22 protein-coding genes are annotated in these 22,803 nt (G+C 71.3%); 16 read left to right on the top strand and 6 right to left on the bottom strand.

The window, feature by feature from the left end:
• Positions 1–188: 188 nt before the first annotated feature.
• The gene (locus FF096_RS16250; protein WP_155218954.1) at positions 189–950 is read left to right on the top strand and encodes an IclR family transcriptional regulator; all 762 of its coding nucleotides are present in this window, start codon (positions 189–191) and stop codon (positions 948–950) included.
• Here the strand turns inward: FF096_RS16250 and FF096_RS16245 are convergent.
• Positions 937–2,157 (bottom strand): MFS transporter, encoded by a 1,221-nt coding sequence (locus FF096_RS16245; RefSeq protein ID WP_155218952.1) that lies wholly within the window; start codon positions 2,155–2,157, stop codon positions 937–939. The genes FF096_RS16250 and FF096_RS16245 overlap by 14 nt on opposite strands.
• Positions 2,158–2,385: 228 nt before the next feature.
• On the opposite strand from FF096_RS16245, the gene FF096_RS16240 reads away from it, so the two are divergent.
• Positions 2,386–3,534 (top strand): zinc-dependent alcohol dehydrogenase, encoded by a 1,149-nt coding sequence (locus FF096_RS16240; protein WP_155218950.1) that lies wholly within the window; start codon positions 2,386–2,388, stop codon positions 3,532–3,534.
• Positions 3,535–3,552: 18 nt separating this feature from the next.
• Entirely contained in the window at positions 3,553–4,128 is a 576-nt protein-coding gene (locus FF096_RS16235; RefSeq protein WP_155218948.1) for a hypothetical protein, read from the top strand.
• An 86-nt stretch (positions 4,129–4,214) separates the two neighbouring features.
• Here the strand turns inward: FF096_RS16235 and FF096_RS16230 are convergent, their stop codons facing one another.
• Both FF096_RS16230 and FF096_RS16225 read right to left on the bottom strand, forming a co-directional pair.
• Positions 4,215–4,499: a DUF427 domain-containing protein gene (locus tag FF096_RS16230; RefSeq protein WP_155218946.1), complete on the bottom strand. Its 285-nt coding sequence runs from the start codon at positions 4,497–4,499 to the stop codon at positions 4,215–4,217.
• Positions 4,500–4,544: 45 nt separating this feature from the next.
• Positions 4,545–5,042, bottom strand: a complete 498-nt coding sequence (locus FF096_RS16225; protein WP_309223394.1) for a metallophosphoesterase — start codon at positions 5,040–5,042, stop codon at positions 4,545–4,547.
• Between the two features lie 136 nt (positions 5,043–5,178).
• On the opposite strand from FF096_RS16225, the gene FF096_RS16220 reads away from it, so the two are divergent.
• The gene (locus tag FF096_RS16220; RefSeq protein ID WP_155218944.1) at positions 5,179–6,273 is read left to right on the top strand and encodes a winged helix DNA-binding domain-containing protein; all 1,095 of its coding nucleotides are present in this window, start codon (positions 5,179–5,181) and stop codon (positions 6,271–6,273) included.
• Here the strand turns inward: FF096_RS16220 and FF096_RS16215 are convergent.
• Positions 6,260–6,679, bottom strand: coding sequence for a hypothetical protein (locus FF096_RS16215; RefSeq protein WP_230462656.1), 420 nt, complete (start codon positions 6,677–6,679; stop codon positions 6,260–6,262). The genes FF096_RS16220 and FF096_RS16215 overlap by 14 nt on opposite strands.
• A gap of 266 nt (positions 6,680–6,945) precedes the next feature.
• Between FF096_RS16215 and FF096_RS16210 the strand changes: the two genes are divergently transcribed.
• The 10 genes from FF096_RS16210 (at position 6,946) to FF096_RS16165 (ending at position 18,522) form a co-directional block, all read left to right on the top strand.
• The gene (locus FF096_RS16210; RefSeq protein WP_155218942.1) at positions 6,946–8,520 is read left to right on the top strand and encodes a phenylacetate--CoA ligase family protein; all 1,575 of its coding nucleotides are present in this window, start codon (positions 6,946–6,948) and stop codon (positions 8,518–8,520) included.
• Positions 8,521–8,523: 3 nt separating this feature from the next.
• A complete protein-coding gene (locus tag FF096_RS16205) occupies positions 8,524–8,964 on the top strand; it encodes a DUF4188 domain-containing protein (protein WP_155218940.1) in 441 nt (146 codons plus the stop codon).
• Entirely contained in the window at positions 8,961–10,052 is a 1,092-nt protein-coding gene (locus FF096_RS16200) for a hypothetical protein (protein WP_309223393.1), read from the top strand. Before FF096_RS16205 ends, FF096_RS16200 begins: the two co-directional genes overlap by 4 nt.
• Complete coding sequence (locus tag FF096_RS16195; RefSeq protein WP_309223392.1) at positions 10,053–11,018, top strand: nitroreductase; 966 nt, start codon at positions 10,053–10,055, stop codon at positions 11,016–11,018.
• Between the two features lie 100 nt (positions 11,019–11,118).
• Positions 11,119–11,673, top strand: a complete 555-nt coding sequence (locus tag FF096_RS16190; protein WP_155218938.1) for a hypothetical protein — start codon at positions 11,119–11,121, stop codon at positions 11,671–11,673.
• A 137-nt stretch (positions 11,674–11,810) separates the two neighbouring features.
• Complete coding sequence (locus FF096_RS16185; RefSeq protein WP_309223401.1) at positions 11,811–13,037, top strand: serine hydrolase domain-containing protein; 1,227 nt, start codon at positions 11,811–11,813, stop codon at positions 13,035–13,037.
• A 144-nt stretch (positions 13,038–13,181) separates the two neighbouring features.
• Positions 13,182–14,468 carry a sensor histidine kinase gene (locus FF096_RS16180; RefSeq protein ID WP_155218934.1) on the top strand — a complete coding sequence of 429 codons (1,287 nt, stop codon included), beginning with the start codon at positions 13,182–13,184 and terminating at the stop codon, positions 14,466–14,468.
• Complete coding sequence (locus tag FF096_RS16175) at positions 14,456–15,115, top strand: response regulator transcription factor (RefSeq protein WP_309223391.1); 660 nt, start codon at positions 14,456–14,458, stop codon at positions 15,113–15,115. The genes FF096_RS16180 and FF096_RS16175 overlap by 13 nt, the downstream gene beginning before the upstream one ends.
• Before the next feature lie 109 nt (positions 15,116–15,224).
• Positions 15,225–15,998 carry an ABC transporter ATP-binding protein gene (locus FF096_RS16170; RefSeq protein WP_155218932.1) on the top strand — a complete coding sequence of 258 codons (774 nt, stop codon included), beginning with the start codon at positions 15,225–15,227 and terminating at the stop codon, positions 15,996–15,998.
• A 4-nt stretch (positions 15,999–16,002) separates the two neighbouring features.
• Complete coding sequence (locus FF096_RS16165; RefSeq protein ID WP_155218930.1) at positions 16,003–18,522, top strand: FtsX-like permease family protein; 2,520 nt, start codon at positions 16,003–16,005, stop codon at positions 18,520–18,522.
• A 125-nt stretch (positions 18,523–18,647) separates the two neighbouring features.
• Here FF096_RS16165 and FF096_RS16160 read toward each other — a convergent pair whose 3' ends face one another.
• Positions 18,648–19,757, bottom strand: coding sequence for a Gfo/Idh/MocA family oxidoreductase (locus tag FF096_RS16160; protein WP_309223390.1), 1,110 nt, complete (start codon positions 19,755–19,757; stop codon positions 18,648–18,650).
• Complete coding sequence (locus FF096_RS16155; RefSeq protein ID WP_309223389.1) at positions 19,727–20,437, bottom strand: ThuA domain-containing protein; 711 nt, start codon at positions 20,435–20,437, stop codon at positions 19,727–19,729. Before FF096_RS16155 ends, FF096_RS16160 begins: the two co-directional genes overlap by 31 nt.
• Before the next feature lie 374 nt (positions 20,438–20,811).
• Here FF096_RS16155 and FF096_RS16150 point away from each other — a divergent pair, with 374 nt between their 5' ends.
• Entirely contained in the window at positions 20,812–21,495 is a 684-nt protein-coding gene (locus tag FF096_RS16150; protein ID WP_309223388.1) for a tryptophan 2,3-dioxygenase family protein, read from the top strand.
• Positions 21,496–21,587: 92 nt separating this feature from the next.
• The gene (locus FF096_RS16145; RefSeq protein WP_309223387.1) at positions 21,588–22,799 is read left to right on the top strand and encodes a tryptophan 2,3-dioxygenase family protein; all 1,212 of its coding nucleotides are present in this window, start codon (positions 21,588–21,590) and stop codon (positions 22,797–22,799) included.
• The last annotated feature ends 4 nt before the right edge of the window (positions 22,800–22,803 follow it).

The raw sequence follows: 22,803 nt of genomic DNA, 5'->3' as shown, positions 1-22,803 counted from the left end.
GCTCCCCTTCGAGTGCGCTCCGTCCACGGCCGCTGGCTGGGACTATGGCGCTTCAAGCCCGGGGTCGTATATGAATACGTATCGGATTGCGAGATGGTCTTCGTAAATTTCTGGTTGCCAAGTCGACAACATCCCCCACAAAAAATCACTCTCCGTAGTCAACCCTCGAAGGCAGGAGAGAGCGCGACATGAGCACAGACCCGTCACTCACCGTATTGAAGGCATTCCGGATCCTCGATTTGTTCCGGACCCATCGGCAGATCGGCGTCAGCCAGTGCGCAGAGCTGCTGGGCATGACGAAAGCAAGCGCACACCGGCTCTTGGTGAGCCTCAACGCCGCTGGTGCCGTCGAACGAACCGACGGCGGACAGTACCGGTTGTCGATCTGGATGTTCGAGATCGGCACTCAGGTGCCACTACTGCGCGCATTGACCGAGCAGGCCCAGGTCCCCATGGAACGCCTCGTCGCCGAGACCGGCCTCCAGGCGCATCTCGCAGTACGTGACGGCACCGAGCTGATCTACCTGCTCAAAATCAGCCATGCCGACGGGCGGGTACGCAGCCGACCGGGCACCCGCAACCCGCTCTACGCGACCGGACTCGGCAAGATCCTCCTGGCCGGTGCGCCGGAATCGGTGGTCGAGCAGGTCATCGCACAGGGACTACGGCCACTGACCAGGTACACCCGTACGTCGCCCGCCCTGCTCCGCGCCGAACTCGCCGACGTACGACGGACCGGCTTCGCGTACGACCGCGAGGAGCGGCAGATCGGCGTCTCGTGCATCGCCACCGGCCTGCACGATCGGGCCGGTCGGGTGATCGCCGCGATCTCGGTCCCCTCCGACTCGGAGCACCGGGCTCTCGAACAGAGCCGACTACAGACCGCGCTCCGCACGGCCGCCCAGGCCATCGAAGCCCGACTCGACCGCCGGGCCTTCAGCGTCCCCTGACGCGAGCCGCCCCCGCTACTCGCGGGGGTTGGTGACCGAACGCCCGCATGGCGAGCGCACCGACGAGCGGGCCGGGGGCGAGCAGCAGGAACGCCCAACGCCAGCCGACCTCGTCGGCCAGGACGGGTACCAGCTGGATGGTGACGACGGTGAGGGCGAAACCGATGGCCGTCTGCGCGGTGAGCGCGGTGCCGACGTACCGCCGGTCGGCGACCTCGCTCAGGGCGGTCGAGAAGACACCGGAATCCGCGATCACCGCGGCGCCCCACACCACGCCCAGCAGCACGACGGCGGCGGGCGGCGCGGTGAAGAACAGGGGTGAGACCAGACAGCAGACGCCACTGACCAGCAGGGCGGTGAACGCGGCCCGGGGGCGTCCGAACCGGTCGGCGGCCCATCCGCCGGCCAGACATCCGGCGACCCCGGCCAGGCCGATGGCCAGGAACGCGAGCAGGCTGACGTTCGCGTCGTCCCGACCTGTCCGGGCCGCCGTACCCGCGATCAGGAAGCTCGGCAGCCAGGTCCACAGCGCGTACAGCTCCCACATGTGCCCGAAGTAGCCCAGGTTCACCAGCCGGGGACCACGCTGGCGGAACATCGCCAGGGCGTACCGGGGGTACGGGCGCGGCGGCGGGCCCGGGGCGAACTGCGGACCTTCGCGTACGAGGGTCACCGACACCACCGCGCCGAGCAGCGCGCTCCCGGCCGCCGTGCCCATCACGCCGCGCCACGGCAGGTCGCCCAACCCGCCGATCAGGTGCGGTAGCGCCGAGCCGAGAGTCAGCGCGCCGATCATGACGCCGAACGCGAGCCCCCGGCGGGCCGGGGGCACCCAGGAGCCGGTCAGCTTCATGCCGACCGGATACACCCCGGCCAGGAAGACCCCGGTGAGGAACCGCAGCGGAATGGCCCCGGCCAGCCCGTCGACGGTGAGGGCGAAGACGCCGGTGCAGGCGGCGGCGAGCGTCGCGCAACCGGCCATCAACAGGTGCGGCCTCGTCCGGTCGGCCAGGTTCAGCAGGGTCGACGTGACGGCACCGGCGACGAACCCGAGTTGGACGGACGCGGTCAGCCACACCGACGCGGTCGCGCTGATCTGCCACGCCTCGCGCAGCGCCGGCACCACGGCCGAGGCCGAGAACCACACCGCCAGGCTGAGCACCTGGACGGCGGCGATCAGGGCTCGCTGTGCCCCAGGTCGTGACATGGTCTGCGCTCCTCGACTGCCACCGTAGATCACCTCGGGTGAGTGGTGGACCGGGGGCCGCGGTGCGTGCCGCCGCACAACCGCCAAGCCGTCCTAGGACGAAGGTGGGGTCACTCCCCCGGGCTTCACCGGTCGTCAGTTTGTCGGCCAGACGTCCGGGTACCAGGTGAGGAAGCGGACGGATCGAGGCCGATGAGATCCGCCGGATCTGGTCCAGGAGGCGAGTCGATGCGGGCGATGGTCTATCGCGGGCCGTACCGAATCCGGGTGCAGGAGAAGGACCGCCCGTCGATCGAACACCCCAACGACGCGATCGTACGGGTGACGCGTGCGGCGATCTGCGGATCCGACCTGCACCTCTACCACGGCATGATGCCCGACACCCGAGTCGGGACGACCTTCGGTCACGAGTTCATCGGCGTCGTCGACGAGGTGGGCCCGTCAGTGCGGAACCTGCGGCCCGACGACCGCGTGATGGTCCCCTTCAACATCTTCTGCGGGTCGTGCTTCTACTGCGCCCGGGGGTTGTACAGCAACTGCCACAACGTCAACCCGAACGCCACGGCGGTGGGCGGGATCTACGGCTACTCGCACACCTGCGGCGGCTACGACGGCGGTCAGGCCGAGTACGTCCGGGTGCCCTTCGCCGACGTCGGTCCGAGCATCATTCCCGAGTGGATGGCGGACGACGACGCCGTCATGCTCACCGACGCCCTCGCCACCGGATACTTCGGGGCGCAGCTCGGCGACATCGTCGAAGGCGACGTCGTGGTGGTCTTCGGCGCGGGGCCGGTGGGACTGTACGCGGCGAAGTCGGCCTGGCTCATGGGAGCCGGTCGGGTCATCGTCATCGACCATCTCGACTACCGGCTGGAGAAGGCCGCCTCGTTCGCCCACGCCGAGACCTACAACTTCGCCGAGTACGACGACATCGTCGTACACCTCAAGAAGATCACCGACCACCTCGGTGCCGACGTGGCCATCGACGCGGTCGGAGCCGAGGCGGACGGCAACCTCCTCCAGCACGTCACCGCCGCGAAGCTCAAGTTGCAGGGCGGGTCACCGGTCGCCCTCAACTGGGCGATCGACTCGGTACGCAAGGGCGGCACCATCTCGGTGATGGGCGCCTACGGGCCGATGTTCAGCGCGGTGAAGTTCGGCGACGCGATGAACAAGGGGCTCACCCTGAGGACGAACCAGTGCCCGGTGAAGCGCCAGTGGCCACGCCTGTTCGAGCACATCCGCAACGGCTACCTCAAGCCCAGCGACATCATCACCCACCGGATTCCGCTGGAACACATCGCCGAGGCGTACCACATCTTCTCGGCCAAGCTCGACGGCTGCATCAAGCCGCTGATCGTGCCGAACACCGCCTGACCAGACCGGGAGCCGGAGATGCCCTACACGCCCGACAAACCGCCCCTGGCCCGCTCCAGCGACCAGCTGCGTGCCCGCATTCCCGGCTGGGGCGTCGACCTGGACCCGAAGGACCGCCCCTCGGTGCCCCGGGAGAGATTCGACCCGGAGCACACCGGCGCACACTGGCAGTTCCCCGAGCGCCAGCCCGAGCGGCAGCCCCGGGAAAGGTCGATCGAACACAAGTTCCTCACTCCCGTCTTCGGCACCTCCTGCCCGCCCCGCGGGCTCTCCGGGGTGATGCGCAGGTACGCCTACCGCACCTACAGCGAAGGGCGCGCCGCGCACTGGCTGCTGCTGCTGGCCGCCGACCGGGTGGACACCGCCGAGAGCACGCTGCGGTCCCTGGTCACCCGCCGCCCCGACAATCCGGTCACCGAGACCGGAGTGCGCAGCGAGTTCTCCCATCACGGCCTCGCCTCCCGAACGCGTGGTCGGCGTGCCGACCGGGTGCACCACCCGCTCGACCCGATCGTCGTCGCGGCGCCCTGGCTGCTGGCCGGAGGACTCGTCTACGCCGGCGTACGGCGCATCACCAGGCACCGGCGCGGCTGAGAGCCGAGTCCGGTCACCGGATGGCTGCTCTGGCCGGCGGTGCACCCGCTGCGCCCGGTCGACGTCACGAACCGGGTCGGCGCGCGTCAGTCGACGACCGTGACGTCCTTCCAGAAGGCGACCCGGTCGCGGACCATCTCGGCCTCGGGCAACGGCTGCGGGTAGTACCAGACCGCATCCACACTGGTCTGGCCGCCGTGGGCCAGGGTGTAGTACGACGCGGTGCCCTTCCACGGGCAGAACGTGTGGGTGTCGGAGTCCCTCAGCAGGTCGTCGCGGAGCGCGGCTCGGGGGAAGTAGTGGTTGCCCTCCACCACCACGGTGTCCGGACTCTCCGCGATGACCAGGTCGTTCCAGATGGCTTTCGGCATGCCGCCCAGCCTATGCCCGCCCTCGGCGCGGCACCTCGTGCCGAGTCAGCGCGGCACCTCGTGCAGGGTGACGGCGTCGAGCCGACCGTCGGCCAGCTCGGCGGTGAGGTACGTCGCGTACGGCTGGCGACGCCGGTCGGTCGGCGAACCGGGATTGAGCAACCGCAGCCCGCCGGGCGCCTCGCTGTCCCAGGGGATGTGGGAGTGCCCGAAGACCAGCACGTCGCGGTCGGGGAAGCGGGCCGCGCACCGCCGCTCCCGGCCGCTGGCCGGACCGGTCTCGTGCACCACCGCGAGCCGCAGACCGGCGACCTCCACCCGGGCGACCTCCGGCAGTCGGGCACGCAGTTCCGGACCGTCGTTGTTGCCGTAGACGCCGATCAGCCGGGCGCTGCGCCGCTCCAACTCGTCAAGGAGCGCGACACTGACCCAGTCACCGGCATGGATGACGAGGTCGGCGGCGTCGACGGCAGCCCACAGCCCGGACGGCAGGTCACGGGCCCGTTTCGGCAGGTGGGTGTCTGCCATGATGACCAACCGCACCCGGCCAGCGTAACCCCGGCTCGTCTCGGCCCGGCTCGCCTCGCCCGCCCTCGACACCGCCGAACTCGGTCTGCGCCTGCTCGTCGCGTGAGCCACGCCGGGAGAGATGTCCGGGGTGGGCGCTAGCCTCCCCGCCATGAGCGTGCTCGACCAACGTGCCCTCAACCGGGCATTACTGGCCCGTCAGCTGCTGTTGCGGCGGCACGACATGCCGGTCACCTCCGCTGTGGAACACCTGGTGGGGTTGCAGGCGCAGGAACCGCTGGAGCCGTACGCCGGGTTGTGGAGCCGACTGGTCGACTTCCGGCCGTCGGCGCTGGCCGAGTTGCTGCTGAGCCGCCGGGCGGTGCGCACCCTGCTGATGCGGCGCACCCTGCACCTGGTGACCGCCGACGACTGCGTCGCGCTGCGGCCGGTGCACCAGACGATGCTGGTCTCCCGCATGTGGTCGACGTTGCGCCGGGCGTTACCCGGTGTCGACCTCGACGAGTTGGCGGCGGTGGGCCGACCGTTGTTCGAGGAGCGGCCGCGCATGCTGACCGAGGCGGCCCGCGAGATCGTCGACCGTTGGCCGGGGGTGCAGGCACGCACGCTGGGCGACGCGCTCAGCACCCTCGTGCCGCTCGTGCAGGTGCCCCCTCGTGGCGTCTGGGGCGAGCGCGCCCGCGCGTATTACACCACCGTCGAGGCGTGGCTGGGCCGCCCGCCGGGGCCGGAGTCGCCGGACGCGGTCGACGCGTTGGTCCTGCGGTACCTCGCCGCGTACGGTCCGGCGGCCACCGCCGACATCCGCGCCTGGTCGGGGTTGAGCGGGCTACGGGAGTCCGTCCAACGGCTGCGACCCACCTTGCGTACGTTCCGCGACGAGCGTGGCCGCGAGTTGCTCGACGTGCCCGACGGTGCGCTGCCCGACCCGCAGACCCCGGCACCGCCCCGTTTCCTGCCAGCGTTCGACAACGCGGTGCTCGGCTACGACGACCGCAGCCGCGTGATCGACGCCGAGCATCGCGGGCTGAGCGTCACCGGCGCACGTTTCCTGCTGCTCGACGGCCGGGTCTCGGGCACCTGGGCGGTCACCGTCGACGGCGGCGCGGCCACCTTGCGGATCACGCCGCTGCGCCCGTTCACTGCCGACGAACGTGACGCCGTGGTCGCCGAGGGCGAAAGTCTGCTGACCATGTTCCAACCGGAGCCGGCGCACCCCAACCGCGTCTCGATCACAAAGGCGTGACATCAGGTGGCGCGGCGTCCGGCCACGGACCCGCCGCCAGCAGACACCGGACCCGCTGCCGCAGGATCTCGTACTGTTCCCGGCATCGCCGAGGTGCGTCCGGCGGCCGTTGCTGCACCCGACCGCCGACGACGACCTCCTCCGGACGGAACTGGTCAGCGGTCAGGTCCACCTGCTGCCCGTCGGGCAGCCGATTCCAGTAGTGGTGACCGACCTTGTCGTCCCGGACGAATACCTCGCCGAGGATCAGCTCTCCACCGAGCAGGTCCTGGACGACCAGCGCGGTCACCCCGCACTGGCCGCGAGCCGGGTTGTCCGGCCGCCAGTGCCGCACGTCGTGCGGGTCGCAGGTGTCCGCGCCCCAGGCGGCCCGGAGTATCGGGCGCAGCACCGCCAGGTCGAGCATCGTGGCCTCCCCCTCGTCGTACGCGTTCTCGGACGGTCGTCGTGCAGAGTGGGCCGTCGACCAGGTCGAGGGTCAAGGGGAAGTCGGTCCGGCAGCCGTCGAAAGCGGATCTCCGCTGGCCGCCGCGTCAGCGACCTGGTGCAGGGCGTCCTCCGGGAGCAACTGCTCAACGAGTGACCGCCGGGCCCGGGACTGGGTAGGGGTACTCAGCACAAGCCGTACGCGGTGCTCAGGTGTGGCCGTCCCGGCGCCGACAGGATTTCGGCATGGCCGAACTGCCGCACCGACACGTCGCTCTGCGTACCGCCGAATCACCGCTGCCAGCGGTGGCCGCACACGCCCGGCAGGCCCTGCTGGGGCCGCTCGGCCGCCTGGTCGCCGTGCTGAGCCGGCTCGTGTGCCGCCACCCCGCCGGCTGGCGGTGGCTGGCCCGGTGGCACCACCCGGTCCTGGACCGACTGGCCGCCGCGCACGCCCACGCCACCTGCGTACGCGCCGCTCGCCAGGTGCCCGCCTACCGGGCCTTTCTGCGTGCCCGCCCCGGCACCCGTCGACGGTTGAGCGACTATCCGGAGACCGACAAGCTCAGCTACGTCACGCCGCACGACGCCGCCGCACGCTGCTGGAACGGACGGTTGCCCAGCCGTGGCGTGGTGGTCGACGAGTCGGCCGGCTCCTCGGGGCAGCCGTTCAACTGGCCTCGCGGCGACCGGGAGCTGCGTGCGGTGCACCGCGACATCGCCGGTTACACCGGGCTGGTGTTCCCGATGCGCCGACCGTTCGTCATCAACGCCTACTCGATGGGCGCCTGGGCGACCGGGACGACGACCGGTGCCGCGATGGCCCGCATCGCGGTCGTGAAGAACACCGGACCGGACCTCGGGAAGATCGCCGACACGCTCCGCGAGTTCGGCCCCGACTTCGACTACCTGGTGACCGCCTACCCGCCGTTCCTGAAGCACCTGCGCGACCGGCTCGACGCCGACGGCTTCCCCTGGAAGCGGTACCGCATCTTCGCCAGCTGCGGCGGCGAGGGCATGACCGAGGCGCTGCGGGACTACCTGGAGCAGCGGTTCGCACTGGTGCGTTCGGCGTACGGCGCCTCGGACCTGACCATCGGTATCGGTGCGGAGACCCGGTTCACGGTGTGGCTGCGGCGACGGTTGCAGACCGACCGTGGCCTGCGGGAGGCGCTGCTCGGTGCCGACGAGCAGCGGCTGCCGATGGTGTTCCAGTACAACCCGTTCACCACCTACCTGGAGACGAACGAGCGACGGGAGCTGATCTGCACGGTCACCGGTGACGTGCTGCAACCCCGGCTGCGGTACAACGTCGGGGACGAGGCGCTGCTGGTGCCGTACCGGCGGGTGGTCGAGCTGGCGCAGGCCGATCCGGTACGCCGGGCCGAACTGCGCACCGCCGTCGCGGCCGAACGGATGACCCTGCCGGTGCTGCTGTTGTTCGGCCGACGCGACTCCACGGTCTCCTACCTGGGGGCGAACCTCTACCCCCAGGACGTCGAGTACGGCCTCTACGCCGGCAACCCGCACGCCGCCGAGATCAACGCCTTCTGTCTGACCCTGGTCGAGGACGCCGCACTGGAGACCCGGCCGGTGATCCACCTCGAACTGCGCCGCCCGTTGGCCACCGCGGCACGCGACGCCCTCGCCGAGGCGTGCCGCAGCGGGGTACGCCGGCACCTCACCTCGGTCTCGCGGGACTTCGCCCAGTCCCTCGTGGAGGACCCGACCGCCGGTGACCTCCGGGTGGAGCTGCACGAACCCGGCCAGGGTCCGTTCGCCGGACCGCAGAAGATCAAGAACGTCTACCTGGTGAGGTGACCCATGCGTACCCGTGACTTCTCCCGTGCCCCCGCCCAGGCCCGCGCCGGCGCCATGTTCATCGGCGGCACCCGCTACGCCAATCCCCTGGTGCTGCTGCGGCTGGCGCCGGACTGGTTCCGGATGGTCCGCGACATGCGGCGGATGTCCGGCTACTGCTGGCACACCGTCTACTGGCAGTTCCCGCTGACCCTGGGCACGATCGCGTTCTTCACCGACCGCGACGCGATGCTGCGCTTCGCCCGTACCCGCCATCACCGGCGGCTCATGGTCTGGTTGACCGACGGCACCCGCAACGCCAAGGCCGGGTTCATCCGGCTCTACAGCGCCGACCCGGACGGCTACTCCAACGGCGCCTGGCGGGCCGAAGGCCCGGAGATCGGCCACATCGACACCTTCACCCCGTTGGGCGCGGAGACGACCGGGCCGGCGGTGCGTCGGTGACTACCGGCTCCCACCGGTTCGAGCGGGTCACCACCCGCCGCGAGCTGCGTCAGTTCCTCACGTTCGCCGATCGGCTCTACGCCGACGAGCCGCGGCACGTGCCCATCCCACGGCAGCAGATCAGCAGGTGGTGGCGCGACGGCGTGCCGCTGTACCTGCTGCGGGACGCCACCGGCGCGGTGGTCGCCCGCACCACAATGCACACCGAGGCGGCCTTCGACGCCAAGCTCGGCCGACGGTGCCAGCTCTTCGGGCTGACCGAGTTCACCCCACCGGCCGCCCAGCCGCTGTTCGACGCGATCAGCACGCACGCCGACGCCGACCGGGACCTGCTTTTCGGACCGGTGTCGCTGCTGCCCAACCAGGCCGGCGGGGTGATCACCTCCGGCCACCCCGAGCGGGGCTTCGTCGACAGCGCCTGGAACCCGCCGCGTTACGTCGCGGCCTACGAGGCGTACGGGTTCCACCGACGGTTCGAGTCGGACACCTGGATCTGCCCGGTGACCGCGCCGACCCGGCCGGTGCCGGCCTCGGCGCACGTCGAACCGGACGGTGCCCGGCTCGAACTGCACCACGGTGACGTCAGACGCCTCGACGAGCAGCTCGACCTGCTGCGTGGGATGTTGAACGACTCGTTCGCCCAGCTCGGCTACTACACCCCGATCTCGGCGGCGCAACTGCGGCGACAGACCGACGGGCTGGCGTACCTGCTCGACGAGTCACTGCTGCTCTACCTGACCCGCGACGACCGACCGGTGGCGTTCGTGCTCTGCGTACCGGACATCAGCGAGTTCCTGGTCCGGGTGCGTGGCGACCTGCATCCGGTCAACCAGCTGCGGCTGCTGGCCGCGCGCCGCCGCTACCGGCGAGAGGCGGTGCTCATCGTCAAGGGCGTGCTCCCGCGTTACCAGGGACGCGGCTACCAGCGGCTGCTCTCCGCGCACCTGCACCGGAACCTGCACGTCGGCGGCTACACGACGTTGCGCAGCACCTTCGTCGGGCGGGACAACCCGGCGTCGGCAGCCCAGTACCGGCGGCTCGGCGGTCGTCCGCTGCACGGGTACACCTTCTACGCCAAGGAGTTGTAGGTGGACGTCGCCGCGTTCCGCGCGCTTGAACCGCTGTGCTGGCGGGCCCCCAGCGCGCACAACACGCAGCCGTGGCGGCTGCGCTACGAGCCGCAGGCGATCCGCGTCGGGTGGGACGAGTCGCGCACGCTGCCGGTGGCCGACGCCACCGGCCGGGACCTGCGCCTGTCCCTCGGCGCGTTCGTCGAGACCTGTCTGATCGTCGCGGCCGACGCCGGACTACGACTCGAGTACGTCGCCGACCACGACGAGCGGCACCGCCGGGTGGGTTGGCTGCGGACGGCCGAGCACCGCTACCCGACACCGTTTCGCACCACGGACGTGTGGGAGCGCCGTACCGACCGGGGCCGCTTGACCGACGGCCCGGAGCAGGACACCCTCGCGGCGCTCGACGCGGTCGCCCGGCACGCCGGTGGAGCCGTCCGCGCCGTGCCGGAGCCCGATCGCCTCGGTGCCCTGCTGCGCGCCGCCGACCGGCAGTTGTACGCCGACCCGGCGGTCGTCGCCGAGCTGCGTCGCTGGCTGCGGCTGGACCCGACGCATCCGAGCTATGACGCCGACGGGCTCAGCGACCGATGCCTGGCGTTGTCGCGGCCCGCGGCGGCCGGTCTGCGCGCGGCGCTGGCCGCCTATCCCCTGCTGCGGCCGTTGGGGTTGCCGAGGTTGCTCGCCGCGGCCGACGACCCGCTCGCGCGCGGCGGCACGGTGCTGGTCCTGGTCGCCCCGGCGGACCTCGACCCGGCCGGGCAGGTCGAGTTCGGCCGGGTGCTGCTGCGGGTCTGGCTGGCCCTGCACACCGCCGGGTTGGTGGCGCATCCGCTGAGCCAGCTCATCGACGTCGCCGCCACCCGGACGGCGCTCGGCGCGCTGCTGGACGTGACACCGGACCGCCTGATGCATGTCGCCCGGGTGGGTCGGCCCACCGGGGCGGCTCCCCGATCGGCGCGTCGCCCCGGTGGTGGCTGAGCGCGTGTGGCGGAACTCGGGAAACGCTTGACGGGGCAACCCCTATCGAGGAGTGTCAATCTTGAATCGCACCGTGCGTGCCCTGATTCGGGGAGGATTGATGAAAGCCCTCGTCACCACCGCCATCGCCGCCGCACTACTGCTCCTGACCCCGGGCAGCGCTCCCCACGACCGCCCCGTCCCCGACGCGACCTGCGCCAGGCAGATCCACCCGAACCCCGGCTTCGAGCGAGGCACCACCGGCTGGGAGGCCGGTCCCCGCATGGTCGTGCTCGGCGACGCCAACCGACCCGCCCGCACCGGCCGCGCGTACGCCACCTTCGCCGGGCTGGACGTGACCCGTTCCGACCTGCTGCGCGTCACCCTCACGGTGCCGGCCGACTGTGACCTGACGGTCCGCTTCTGGGTCCGGACCACCACCACGGAGATCAGCCGCGGCGACTACCTCAACGTCGGGTTGGCGGTGACCGGGGTTCCGCCGAAGACGAGGTTCTCGCTGGCCTTCGACGGTGGCGCACAGTGGCGGGAGTACGTCATGTCGACCGGGACCGCCCCGATCGAGCGCACCGCGACGGCCAGCTTCCTCTCCAGCGAGGCGGCCGGTAACGGGGTCACCACCTTCGACCTCGACGATGTGACGTTCACGTTGAGCTGAGCACCGACCCCTCCGTCCGGGGTCACCCCGCGTTCCCTCCGCAGCGGGAGGCACGTCTCCCGCCTGAGCAGGATGCGGGCAGCCCGGACTCCGGCAAGTATGCAGATATGTCGAGACTCCGCCGGACACTGAAGATCGTGGTCACCAGCGTCGCCCTGGTGACCACGATCGCCGTCGTACCCGCCTCCGCCACCGCCCGTCCGGGTCCGCCTCCCGGGCCGAGCGTCCCGGACCGGGCCGCGCTACGCGCCGCCCTCGCCGCAGTGCCCGAGGCCGGTGCCCCGGGTGTGCTGGTCGCCGTGCGTGACGGTCGGCACGACTGGCGCGATGCCGCCGGCCAGGCGTACCTCATCAAGCCCCGACCGATGCAGCCGCAGATGCGGCACCGCATCGGCAGCATCACCAAGACGTTCGTCGCCACCACCGTGCTCCAACTCGTCGACGAGGGCCGGTTGGGACTCGACGACCCGATCGGCGCGTGGCTACCCGACATCGTGCCGGGTGAACTCGGCACCCAGGTCACCGTCCGGATGCTGCTGAACCACACCAGCGGCATCGGCAACTACACCAACGCGATGCTCGACTCGTACGCGTCGATCGACCGGATGCGGGTCACCACGTACGCCCCGGCGGAGCTGGTGGCCACCGGCCTGGCCATGCCACCGACCAACGCTCCCGGGGCCGGGTTCAGCTACTCCAACACCAACTACGTCCTGGCCGGTCTGCTGATCGAGAAGGTCACCGGCAAGAACGCGGCAGCCGAGGTGCAGCGACGTATCCTGCGACCGCTGAAGCTCAACGGGACGTCCTTCCCCGGCACCGACCCGACGATCCGTGGCCCGCACAGCGGCGCCTACTTCGCCCCGTTCGGCGTACGCGACCTCAGCGAGTTCAACATGAGCTGGGGGTGGACGGCGGGCGAGATGATCGCCACCACGGCGGACCTGAACACCTTCTTCCGGGCGTTGCTCGGTGGCGACCTGCTCAGCCCGGCCACCCTCGACGAGATGCTCACCGGGGTGCCGATGCTGCCGGAGGTGCCCGAGGCCGGCCGCTACGGGCTCGGCATCTACTCGCTGCCCACCCCGTGCGGCGAGTTCTGGGGCCACGACGGCGCGGTGATCGGGCACCTGACGATCTCGTTGCACAGCCGCGACGGTGCCCGGCAGGTGTCGACCGGGATCAACATCAGTCACTACCATGTCGGCCTGCCCGACCCCCATCCGATCGACATCGCCTGGAACACGATGCTGGTCACCGGGCTGTGCCCGACCAGCGAGCTGAGCAGCCGCTCGGCCGAGGTGGTGCGGCTGCCCCGCGTGAGCCAGCTGCCGGGCAACGACGCGCCGGTGGCGGCGCCGTGACCGCGCCCAGCCGACGCCGCACGGGTGGCGTCGACGCCGACAGGTAGACCGGTACACCGAGGTCGGGTAGCAGGCTGTACCTTCCGGGCCGCGAGGCGCCGACGGCGCCTCGCGTCGCCTATCGTCTCTGCCGGGGAGGTACGGATGCCACGCAGAGACTCCGTCGCCGGGCCGGTCACGGTGGGCTCGGATCGTGCCCGCGCGGTGCGGCGGCGGCTGCGTGACCGGGCACGGACCTCCGTCGACGCGGTCGAACAGCTCGTCGGCGGTCTCGGCACGTCACTGCTCTCCCTGGCGGTGTTCCTGCTGCTGCTCCTGGTGGGGCTGGCGTGCCTGGTCGGCGTCGGCCTGTGGCTGGTCCCGTCGGCGGCCAAGGCGGTGCGGTCGGCAGCCGACCGGGAACGGGCCCGGCTGTCCCTGGCGCGGGATCTGCCCGCACCGCCACGCGTACCGGGGGAGCTACGCGGTGTCCTGCGCGACCCGTGGACCCGGCGCGAGGGCGCGTTCGTCGCCGTCCATGCCACGATCGGCTTCGGCCTGGGCGTGCTCGGGTTGTCACTGCCCATCTCCGCCGTGCAGTACCTGCTGTTCCCGCTGTACTTCTGGATGCTGCCGCCGGACGAGGGCGGACCGGGCGTGGTGATCTGGCGGATCGACGGGCTGCCCGACGCCCTGGTGGTCGCGTTGCTGGGGGTCGGCTGGCTCGCCGCGACCGTGACGCTCGGCCCGCCGATGGCCCGGCTACAGGCACTGCCGGGGCGACGCCTGCTGGCACCGCCGCGCGACGTCGACACGTCGCTGCGGATCGCCGAGCTGACCGCGACCCGGGCCGCCGCCCTGGACGCGCACGCGGTGGAGCTACGCCGCATCGAGCGTTCCCTGCACGACGGGGCGCAGAACCGGCTGGTCGCGGTGACCGTCCTGCTCGGCGCGGCGCGGCGGGCGGTGGTTCGCGACCCGGCGCAGGCGGCGGAGATCCTGGACCGGGCACAGCAGTCAGCCGAGCTGGCGCTGGCCGAACTGCGTGCCGTGGTGCGCGGGATCCTGCCGCCGGTGCTCGACGATCGTGGGCTCACCGGCGCGCTCGACGGCCTGGCCGTCGGCTGCCCGGTGCCGTGCACGGTGGAGGTCGACGTCCCGGGCCGATGCGCGGCGTCGGTCGAGGCGACGGCGTACTTCGTGGTGGCGGAGGCGCTGACCAACGTGGCCCGGCACAGCGGCGCCACCACGGCGGCGGTCACCGTCCACCGCCGGGACGACCGGCTGCGCCTGCGCGTCGACGACGACGGCCGGGGCGGGGCCGACGAGGGCGCCGGCTCGGGAATCGGTGGCATCCGCCGCCGGGTCGAGGCCCACGACGGCCGATTCACGCTGACCAGCCCACCTGGTGGGCCGACGACACTACTCGTGGAGCTGCCGTGCGGATCGTGATCGCCGAGGACGACGCCCTGCTGCGGGAGGGCATGGCACTGCTGCTGCGGGCCGAGTCGCTCGACGTGGTCGCCACCACCGACACGCCGACGACCTTCCTGTCCGCAGTGGACGCGCACGTCCCGGACGTGGCGATCGTCGACGTCCGGATGCCACCGACGCACACCGACGAGGGCATCGTGGCGGCGGTCGAGGCCCGGCGTCGTCACCCCGACCTCGCGGTGCTGGTGCTGTCGGCGTACGTCGAACAGACCTTCGCCACCGACCTCCTCGCCAGCGGTACGACCCGGCTCGGCTACCTGTTGAAGGAACGGGTCGGCCGGGTCGAGGAGTTCCTCGCCGCGCTGCACCGCGTCGCCGACGGCGGCACGGCCATCGACCCCGAGGTGGTCGCCCAACTGTTCGCGCGCAGCCGCCCCGACAGCACCCTCAGCCGACTCAGCGCACGGGAGCGCGAGGTGCTCTCGTTGATGGCGGAGGGCCTCGGCAACACCGCGATCGCGCAGCGGCTGTTCGTCACCGACGGGGCGGTGCACAAGCACATCCGCAGCATCTTCGCCAAGCTCGGACTCGCGCCCGACGACCGCGCTGACCGGCGGGTCACGGCGGTCCTGCGGTATCTCGAGGACGCCCAGCGGCGCGGTTAGTACAGCCTGCTGTACCTCGATCGACCGGCCCGCTGGATCGTCCGGCGGCCGTCGCGACCATAGCGTCTCCCGTGTATTCGTCCCCTGACGACACGGAAGGTTGGTCGGGATGTCCGTCCAGATAGGGCCTACTGCCGGCACGGCGGTACGTGTGGTGCAACTCGCTCGTACGTATGGTTCCGGGCCGCAGGCGGTCACCGCGCTCGCCGGTGTGGACGTGGAGTTCCAGCGGGGCACCTTCACCGCGGTGATGGGGCCGTCCGGCTCCGGCAAGAGCACCCTGCTGCAGACCGCGGCCGGACTGGACCGTCCCTCGTCCGGGCAGGTGTGGATCGGTGACCAGGAGCTGTCTCGGCTGTCGGAGACCCGGCTGACCAAGCTCCGGCGCACCCGGGTCGGCTTCGTCTTCCAGGCGTTCAACCTGATCGCGGCGTTGACCGTCGAGGAGAACATCCAGCTGCCGCTGCGGCTGGCCGGGATACGCCCCGACGCCGCCTGGTTGCGTGAGGTGGTCGAACGGGTCGGACTCGGCGAGCGGCTGCACCACCGTCCGGCGGAGTTGTCCGGTGGGCAGCAGCAGCGGGTGGCGATCGCGCGGGCACTGGCGACGCGCCCCGAGGTGATCTTCTGTGACGAACCGACGGGCGCGTTGGACACGCAGACCGCCGCGGAGGTGCTGGCCCTGCTGCGATCGGTGGTCGACGAGAAGCAGCAGACGGTGATCATGGTGACCCATGATCCGGTGGCGGCCTCGTACGCCGACCGGGTGATGGTCCTCGCCGACGGCCGCATCGTGCGGGACATGCCGCAGCCGGGCGCCGAGCAGATCGCCGAACAGCTGGCGTGGCTCGGTCGCCGCCCGTTCGCCACGGTGGAGAGCTGAGCCGATGCTGAGCCTCGCCGTCCGTATGCTGCGCCACCGGATCGGGAGCGCGGTCGCCACCCTCGTCGCCCTCACCTGCGGCGTCACGATCCTCACGTCGATGGGCGTGCTGGTCGAGTCCGGGCTCCGGTTCGCGCCCGAGCCCCAGCGCTACGCCGCCGCCGACATCCTGGTCGCGAATCGCGACATGACCGTGGGGACCACCGAGTTCGGTCAGGCCACCACCGCCACGGCGCAACTACCCGCCGGGACCGTGCCGGTCGCCCTCGCCGAACGTCTCCGGCGGCTACCCGAGGTGGCGGTCGCCGCCGTCGACCGCTCCATCCAGGCGGTGGTGCCGGACGCCGGGCGGGACGCGGTCGCGCACGGGTGGAGCAGTGCCGCGCTCACCCCGTACCGGATCGTCGACGGCACCCAGCCGACCACCGCCGACGAGATCGCCGTCGACGAGCGGCTCGCCACGGCGGTCGGCACCCCGCTGCGGCCCGGCGACCAGGTCCCGGTGCTGGCCGGCGGCACCTTCCGCGAGTACCGGGTCAGCGGCACGGTGGCGGGCACGGACGCCGGTGACGGTCCCCTCGCGCTCTTCCTCACCGACGACCACGCCGCGTCGTTGAGCCCCGACCCGGATCGGGCCGGACTGGTCGGGATCGTCCTGGTGCCCGGCGCGGACACCGCCGCCGTGGTGGGCGAGGTCAGCCGGCTGGCTGCCGAGGTCGACGCGGAGGTCTACACCGGCGCCGAACGCGGGAAACTCGAACAGTCCGCCGGACTCGCGGCGGCTGACCTGCTGATCCAGGTCAGTGGCGCGTTCGGCGGGTACGTCGTGATGATCGTCATGTTCGCCGTCGCCGGAACGGTCGGCCTCGCGGTCCGTCACCGCCGCCGTGACCTGGCCCTGTTGCGTGCCATCGCGGCGACTCCGGGACAGGTACGGCGGATGGTCGTCGCCGAGGTCGCGCTGTTGAGCCTCGTCTCGGTGGTGCTCGGCATCCCGGCCGGTTTGTGGGTGACCCGCTGGGTGTACGGACAGCTCGTGACCCGGGACTTCATCCCCGACGGCTTTCCGCTCGTCGGCGGTGTGCTCGCCGCAGTGACGGTCAGCCTGGCGACGGTACTGGTGGCGGTGGCGGCGGCGCTGCTGGCGGCCCGCCGTACGGCGCGGATCCGCCCGACCGAGGCGCTCGGCGAGATCGCCGTGGAGCCGGCGCGCAGCGGCCGGATCCGGTTCGTCTCCGGTCTGATCGCGATCGGCGTCGGGGTCGCCCTGATCTCGTCCACCACGGCCCTGCGCGGTCAGGCCGCCCTCGGCGCGGCCACCGGCATGCTGTTCGTCTTCGTGCTCGCCGCCGCTCTGCTCGCGCCGTGGATCAACCGGTACGCCGCGCGGGTGCTCGGCCCGGTGCTGCGAACCGTCTGGGGCAACAGTGGGTACCTGGCGGTGGCCAACCTGCGGGCGAACGCGCAGGGTATGGCGACCGTGTTGACCGCCCTGGTGCTGTCGGTCGGCCTGGGCGGCTCGATCTGGTTCCTTCAGGACAACCTGCAACGGGAGGCCGTCGCCCAGACCCGCGACGGGATGCTCGCCCAGCACGCGCTGGTGTCGGCGGTCGGGCTGCCGGCGTCCGCCGCGGCGGACGCCCGCGAGGTGCCCGGCGTCGTCGCCGCCACCGGGATCCGGCGTACGTCGGTGTTCCTGCCGCTCCTGGGCGACATCGAGCCCGTCGCCGCCCAGGTGATCGACCCGGACGGAGCCGACCAGACCCTCGACCTGCGGGTCACCGAGGGCAGTCTGGCCGACCTGCGTGGCGCGACGGTGGCGTTGTCGCGCCTGCAAGCCGGATCGCACGGGGTCAAGCTCGGGGACCCGGTCGAGATGTGGCTGGGTGACGGCTCGCCGGTGACGCTGCGGCTGGTCGCCATCTACGACCGTGGGCTCGCCTTCGAGGAGGTGACCCTCAACCGGGAGACGGTCGACGGTCACATCGGCACCGATCTCGACGAGCAGGTCCTGATCCGCACCGAGCCGGGCGGCACGGCGGCCCTCGCCGGCCTGGTCGAGCGGTACCCGGGCAGCGGCCTGGTCGACACCGCGCTCATCGACGCCGAGTTGGCGAAGGACCTGGCGCTCAGCGCCTGGTTGAACAAGCTCCTCATCGCGGTGATGGTCGGCTACGCCGCGCTGGCCGCCGCCAACACGATGATCATGGCGGCGCTGGCCCGGGGCCGCGAGCTGGCGCTGCTGCGCCTGGTCGGGGTCACCACCCGGCAGGTCAAGCGGATGGTGCACGCCGAACAGGTCGGCCTGCTCGGCACGTCACTGCTCATCGGTGGCGTCATCGCCGCTGTCACGTTGGTCGCGGTGGTCCGGACCCTGACCGGGCAATGGGTGCCCTACGTCCCGCTGCTCGGCTGGGTCTCGATCATCGGCGGTGCCACGCTGCTCGCGCTGGTCACCACCGTGCTGCCCATCGGCGCGCTCCTGCGCACGCCGCCGGTCGCCGGTATGGGCGTGAAGGAGTGAACGGCTAGTTCTCCGACGGGCGCGCGGTGACCATCGTGGTCACCGCGCGCCCCGCCTATCGCGTTTCGGCCTTCCGGCATCCTGCGGGACACTCACCGCCGGGCGCGCCGGTGGGCGCGACCGTTTCACCTCCGGTAGGTCTTCCAGTCCTCCGCCGGGGTCAACGGAACGGGCGTGGGCCGTTCCACCACCGTGGTGAGTTCGAGCCGGCGACCTTCGGCCGCCGCCCGCAGCAGGGTGGTCATCGTGTCGAGCACGTGCAGCGCGACGTCGCCGCCGGCCCGTGGGGTCCGCTGACCGTCGGCGCGGACCAGGTCGATCAGACCGATGCCCCGACAGGCCCCGGAGTAACCCGAGCACGGCGCGACGACACGCCACTCGGTGTCACCGAGCGCGAAGTGGCGGACCTCGCCGTCGAAGTGGTTCGGGTCGGGCACGGCGAGCGTGCCGGTCTCCCCGTGGACCTCGATCGGCGCGGCCGTCGTCGCGACGCCGTCGAAGGTCGTGGTGATGGTCGACAGGGCCCCGTTGGCGTGCTCGAGCACCCCGGTCACATGGGTGTCCACCCGTACCGGGATCCGCTGGCCCGAGCGCGGCCCCGAGCTGATGACCCGCTCGTCGCGTAGCCGACTCACGGCTCCGCTGACCGCGCGGACCGGCCCGAGCAGGTGGACGAGCGCTGAGATGTAGTACGGACCCATGTCGAGCAGCGGGCCGCCGCCCGGCTGGTAGTAGAAGTCGGGGTTGGGATGCCAGCGCTCGTGCCCCGGTGTCACCATGACGGCCGACGCGGACAGGGGACGTCCGATGAGGCCGCCGTCGATCGCCGCGCGGGCTGTCTGCGTACCCGTGCCGAGGACGGTGTCCGGCGCGCATCCCACGCTCACGCCCGCCGACGCGGCCCGTTCGATGATCGACCTGGCCTCCGCGAGCGTCACGGCGAGTGGCTTCTCGCCATAGACGTTCTTGCCCGCCTCGATCGCGGCGAGCGCGATGTCGGCGTGCGCCGCGGGGATCGTGAGGTTGAGCACCGTCTGCACGTCCGGGTGGGCGAGCAGCCGCTCGACGCTCATCGCCTCGGCGCCGGGCGTGGCGGCCGCGACCGCATCCGAGCGGGACGCGTCGAGGTCGGCCAGAGCGGTGATCCGCACCGCCGGATGACCGACGAGCGTGTCCAGGTACGCCTTCGAGATGACCCCGAGACCTACGATGCCGATGCGGTGCGGGTCGCCCACACCATCCCCCTCTCGATGACGGTACGCACAGCCGGGTGCTCCAGCACGTCGAGGCTGTGGCCCGGGGTCGTCACGACCACCCGACCCGCACCCCAGAGGCGGGTCCAGATCGCCGGTGAGGTGACCGGCCGATGCCAGGGGTGCCACGGCTGCGTGGGATGGGTGGTGACGGCCAGCACGTCGATCAGGTCGTCGTGCAGCACCCAGTACTGCTCGGTGACCAGGTCGAAGTCGTCGATCCCGGCGGTGATCGGATGCTGTCGGCCGAGGTCGGTGAGGCGCACCGAGTGGGGCAGGAAGTTGTCCTCCGCGCCACCGCGCCGCGCGCACGGCTCCACCCCCGGGTGGGTCGCGAACTGACCGCCCACCAGGTGCAGGTACTCGGCTGACGCGCGGAAGGAGTCCACGATCCCGCCGTGCCAGCCGGTGAAGCCGGTTCCGGCGGCAACCGCCGCGTGCAGCCCGGCCACCTGCTCGGCGGTGATCTCCGACATCGTCACGCACTGCACGACGAGGTCCGTGCCGACCATCTCGGCGGCGTCGGCGTAGATCTCCGTCGACTCCTCGACCCGTACGGCATAGCCGTTGGCCTTGAGGAAGGGGATGAACAACTCCGTCGCCTCGACCGGCCGGTGTCCCTCCCAGCCGCCCCGGACCACCAGTGCTCTCCGCTGCGTCACCCGCGCCTCCCCTCTCGTCAACCCGTCGCCACCGGGCCGCCCTCGCCGGACGACTGTGGACGCCGCTCGTCGGGCACCTGAGCACCGTACCCATCTCGCCGCCGCTCGCGCGCTCCCGTGTTCTGCCAGTGTGGCCGCGCGACACGCCGCCGTACGAACACCGTGCGCCCGTCACCGGCCGGACTCTCGGGTTAGCCGGGGTCCTCGATCGCGCGCCCTGCCGATATATACGGAATCTGTCCCGAAACCGGGAAAGCCGCTCGGGGTTTCGAGACTTACCGTGAGGGAGGGGTAGCGCATTGCTGTCCATCGTTGGATGATGACCGGCAGCGAATTGCTGATTCAGGCGTCAGCGCGACCGGAGGGCATATTCCGTGAAGCACGACCATTCGCCCGTCCTGCCAGGCCAGGGTGCTACGGACTATGCGCGTTACATGCGCACGGATGCCTTGCTCAGTCTGCAACGATCCGCGGACGAGGTAGTGCATCGCGATGAGCTGCTTTTCCAGGTGGTGCATCAGTCCACCGAGTTGTGGTTGAAACTGGCCACGGCGGAGCTGGTGGAGGCGACCGCCCAGGTGAGCGCGGACCAGCTGTGCGTCGCCGAGGCGCTGCTGGCGCGGGCGACGCTCGCGCTCCGCCTGATCACCGACCAGCTGGAGATGTTGCGGTATCTGTCTCCGGTGGACTTCCAGTCGATGCAGCCGGTGCTGGGCAACGGCTCCGGTGCCGAGTCACCAGGTTGGCGCGATGTCCAGGAGGCCAGCCGGCAGCTCGGCCGCGCGTTCGACAAACAACTGGCCGCCCGGGGTGTCCCGCTGAGCCTGTGCCCACCGGACCCGTCGGACCCGCTGCACCGTCTCGCCGAGGCGATGGTGGAGTGGGACGAACGGGTGTCGGTGTGGCGGGTTCGCCACTACCAGGTGGCGTTGCGCACCGGCGGCCATCCACCGGCCGGCAGCCCTGGCAGTCACGCGAACATGCTGGCGAAACTCGCCGGTCACCGATTCTTTCCCGAGTTGTGGCAGGCGCGACTGCCTCCCACCACCGACGAATAGGCCCCTGCCCGAGGGGCGTCAAGGATCTGTGGTCGACGGCATATCCGGCGACCTTCGGTGAGGTTCGTCTCGTCGATTTCGAGGGGTGGCGTGTGCGTCCGCTGATTCACTGGCTGTCCGGCCCGGCTGAACCGCGCAGCTTTCCCTACTCGGTGGTACTGGAAGAATTCCACCGGACCGGCAAACACTTTGTCGGAAAGGGCTTTCTCGCCATGCTCGACAGTGCCCGGCGGGCAGTGACCAGCCGGGCGGCGGACGACGGCGACGCCGCGACCCGTCAGTTGACCGCCTTCCTGGACGTCGCACTCGACAAATGGGACGGTCGTTACGACTATTGCAGCTACCTTGCCCTGCGGCTGCTCCGACTGCCCTGCGGATCAGACGATCCGACGCCAGCGGCAATGGCCGGACGGCAGTCCCGGGATCGTCTCCTCGTCCGCCTGGTCGCCGACGCGCTGGCCTTCGAGTTGGCCGCCGCCGCGCGTACCACCGACTTCCTTCCGCAGGAGCGGCCCGGCTCGGCGGTGGTGGCCAAACGGTGCCGACTCGGTGTCCGAGCCGTCACCGCCCCACTGACCCGCCTCGGCCTGGCCCAGGCGGTCGGGACGGGCACCCCGGCCAGCACCGCCGCCGACGTGCACGCTGTCGCCCGTGACCTGGTCTTCCCCGGCGACCCGTCGCTGCGGCTGACCATGCTGCCGGTCCACGTGACACACGACGAGTATCTGTTCATCCGGGTGCTCCAGAGCTACGAGTGCCTCTTCGCCGCGATCGCCGACGAACTTCGGGCGGCCGTCGCCGCGCTGGCCGGGGCCGCACCGGGCACCGCCGCCGACCGGCTCGGGTACGCGTGCGACCTGCTGCGCGCCGCAGGCCCGCTGTTCTCCCTCCTGGCCACCATGCAGCCGCAGTCGTTCCGGACGTTCCGGCAGTACACCGAGGGGGCCAGCGCGATCCAGTCCCGCTCCTACAAGCTGATCGAGTCGTTGTGTCGCAGGCCGGAGGCGGATCGGCTGGAGTCGGTGGCCTACCAGTCGGTGCCGGAGATCCAGGCCCGGGTACGCGACGGCCAGCCGACGATCGAGCAGACGTACCGCTCGGCGGTCGCCGACGGCCGCCTCAGCGGGGCCGAGGGCGTCCTCGTGGCGCGACGCATGGCCGCCTTCGCCGGCGCCCTGATGCAGTGGCGGCGTACCCATCTGCGCCTGGCGACCCGGATGCTCGGTATGCGCTCCGGCACCGGCTACACCGAGGGCACGCCGTATCTCGCCGCGGTCAGCGCCACACCGGTCTTCACGCCATGACCGC

Source organism: Micromonospora sp. CP22 (assembly GCF_009712475.1).
In the GTDB taxonomy this organism is placed as follows: Bacteria; Actinomycetota; Actinomycetes; order Mycobacteriales; family Micromonosporaceae; genus Micromonospora.
Note: the sequence above shows the minus strand (reverse complement) of the source record. Positions and strands in the feature narration are given on the sequence as shown.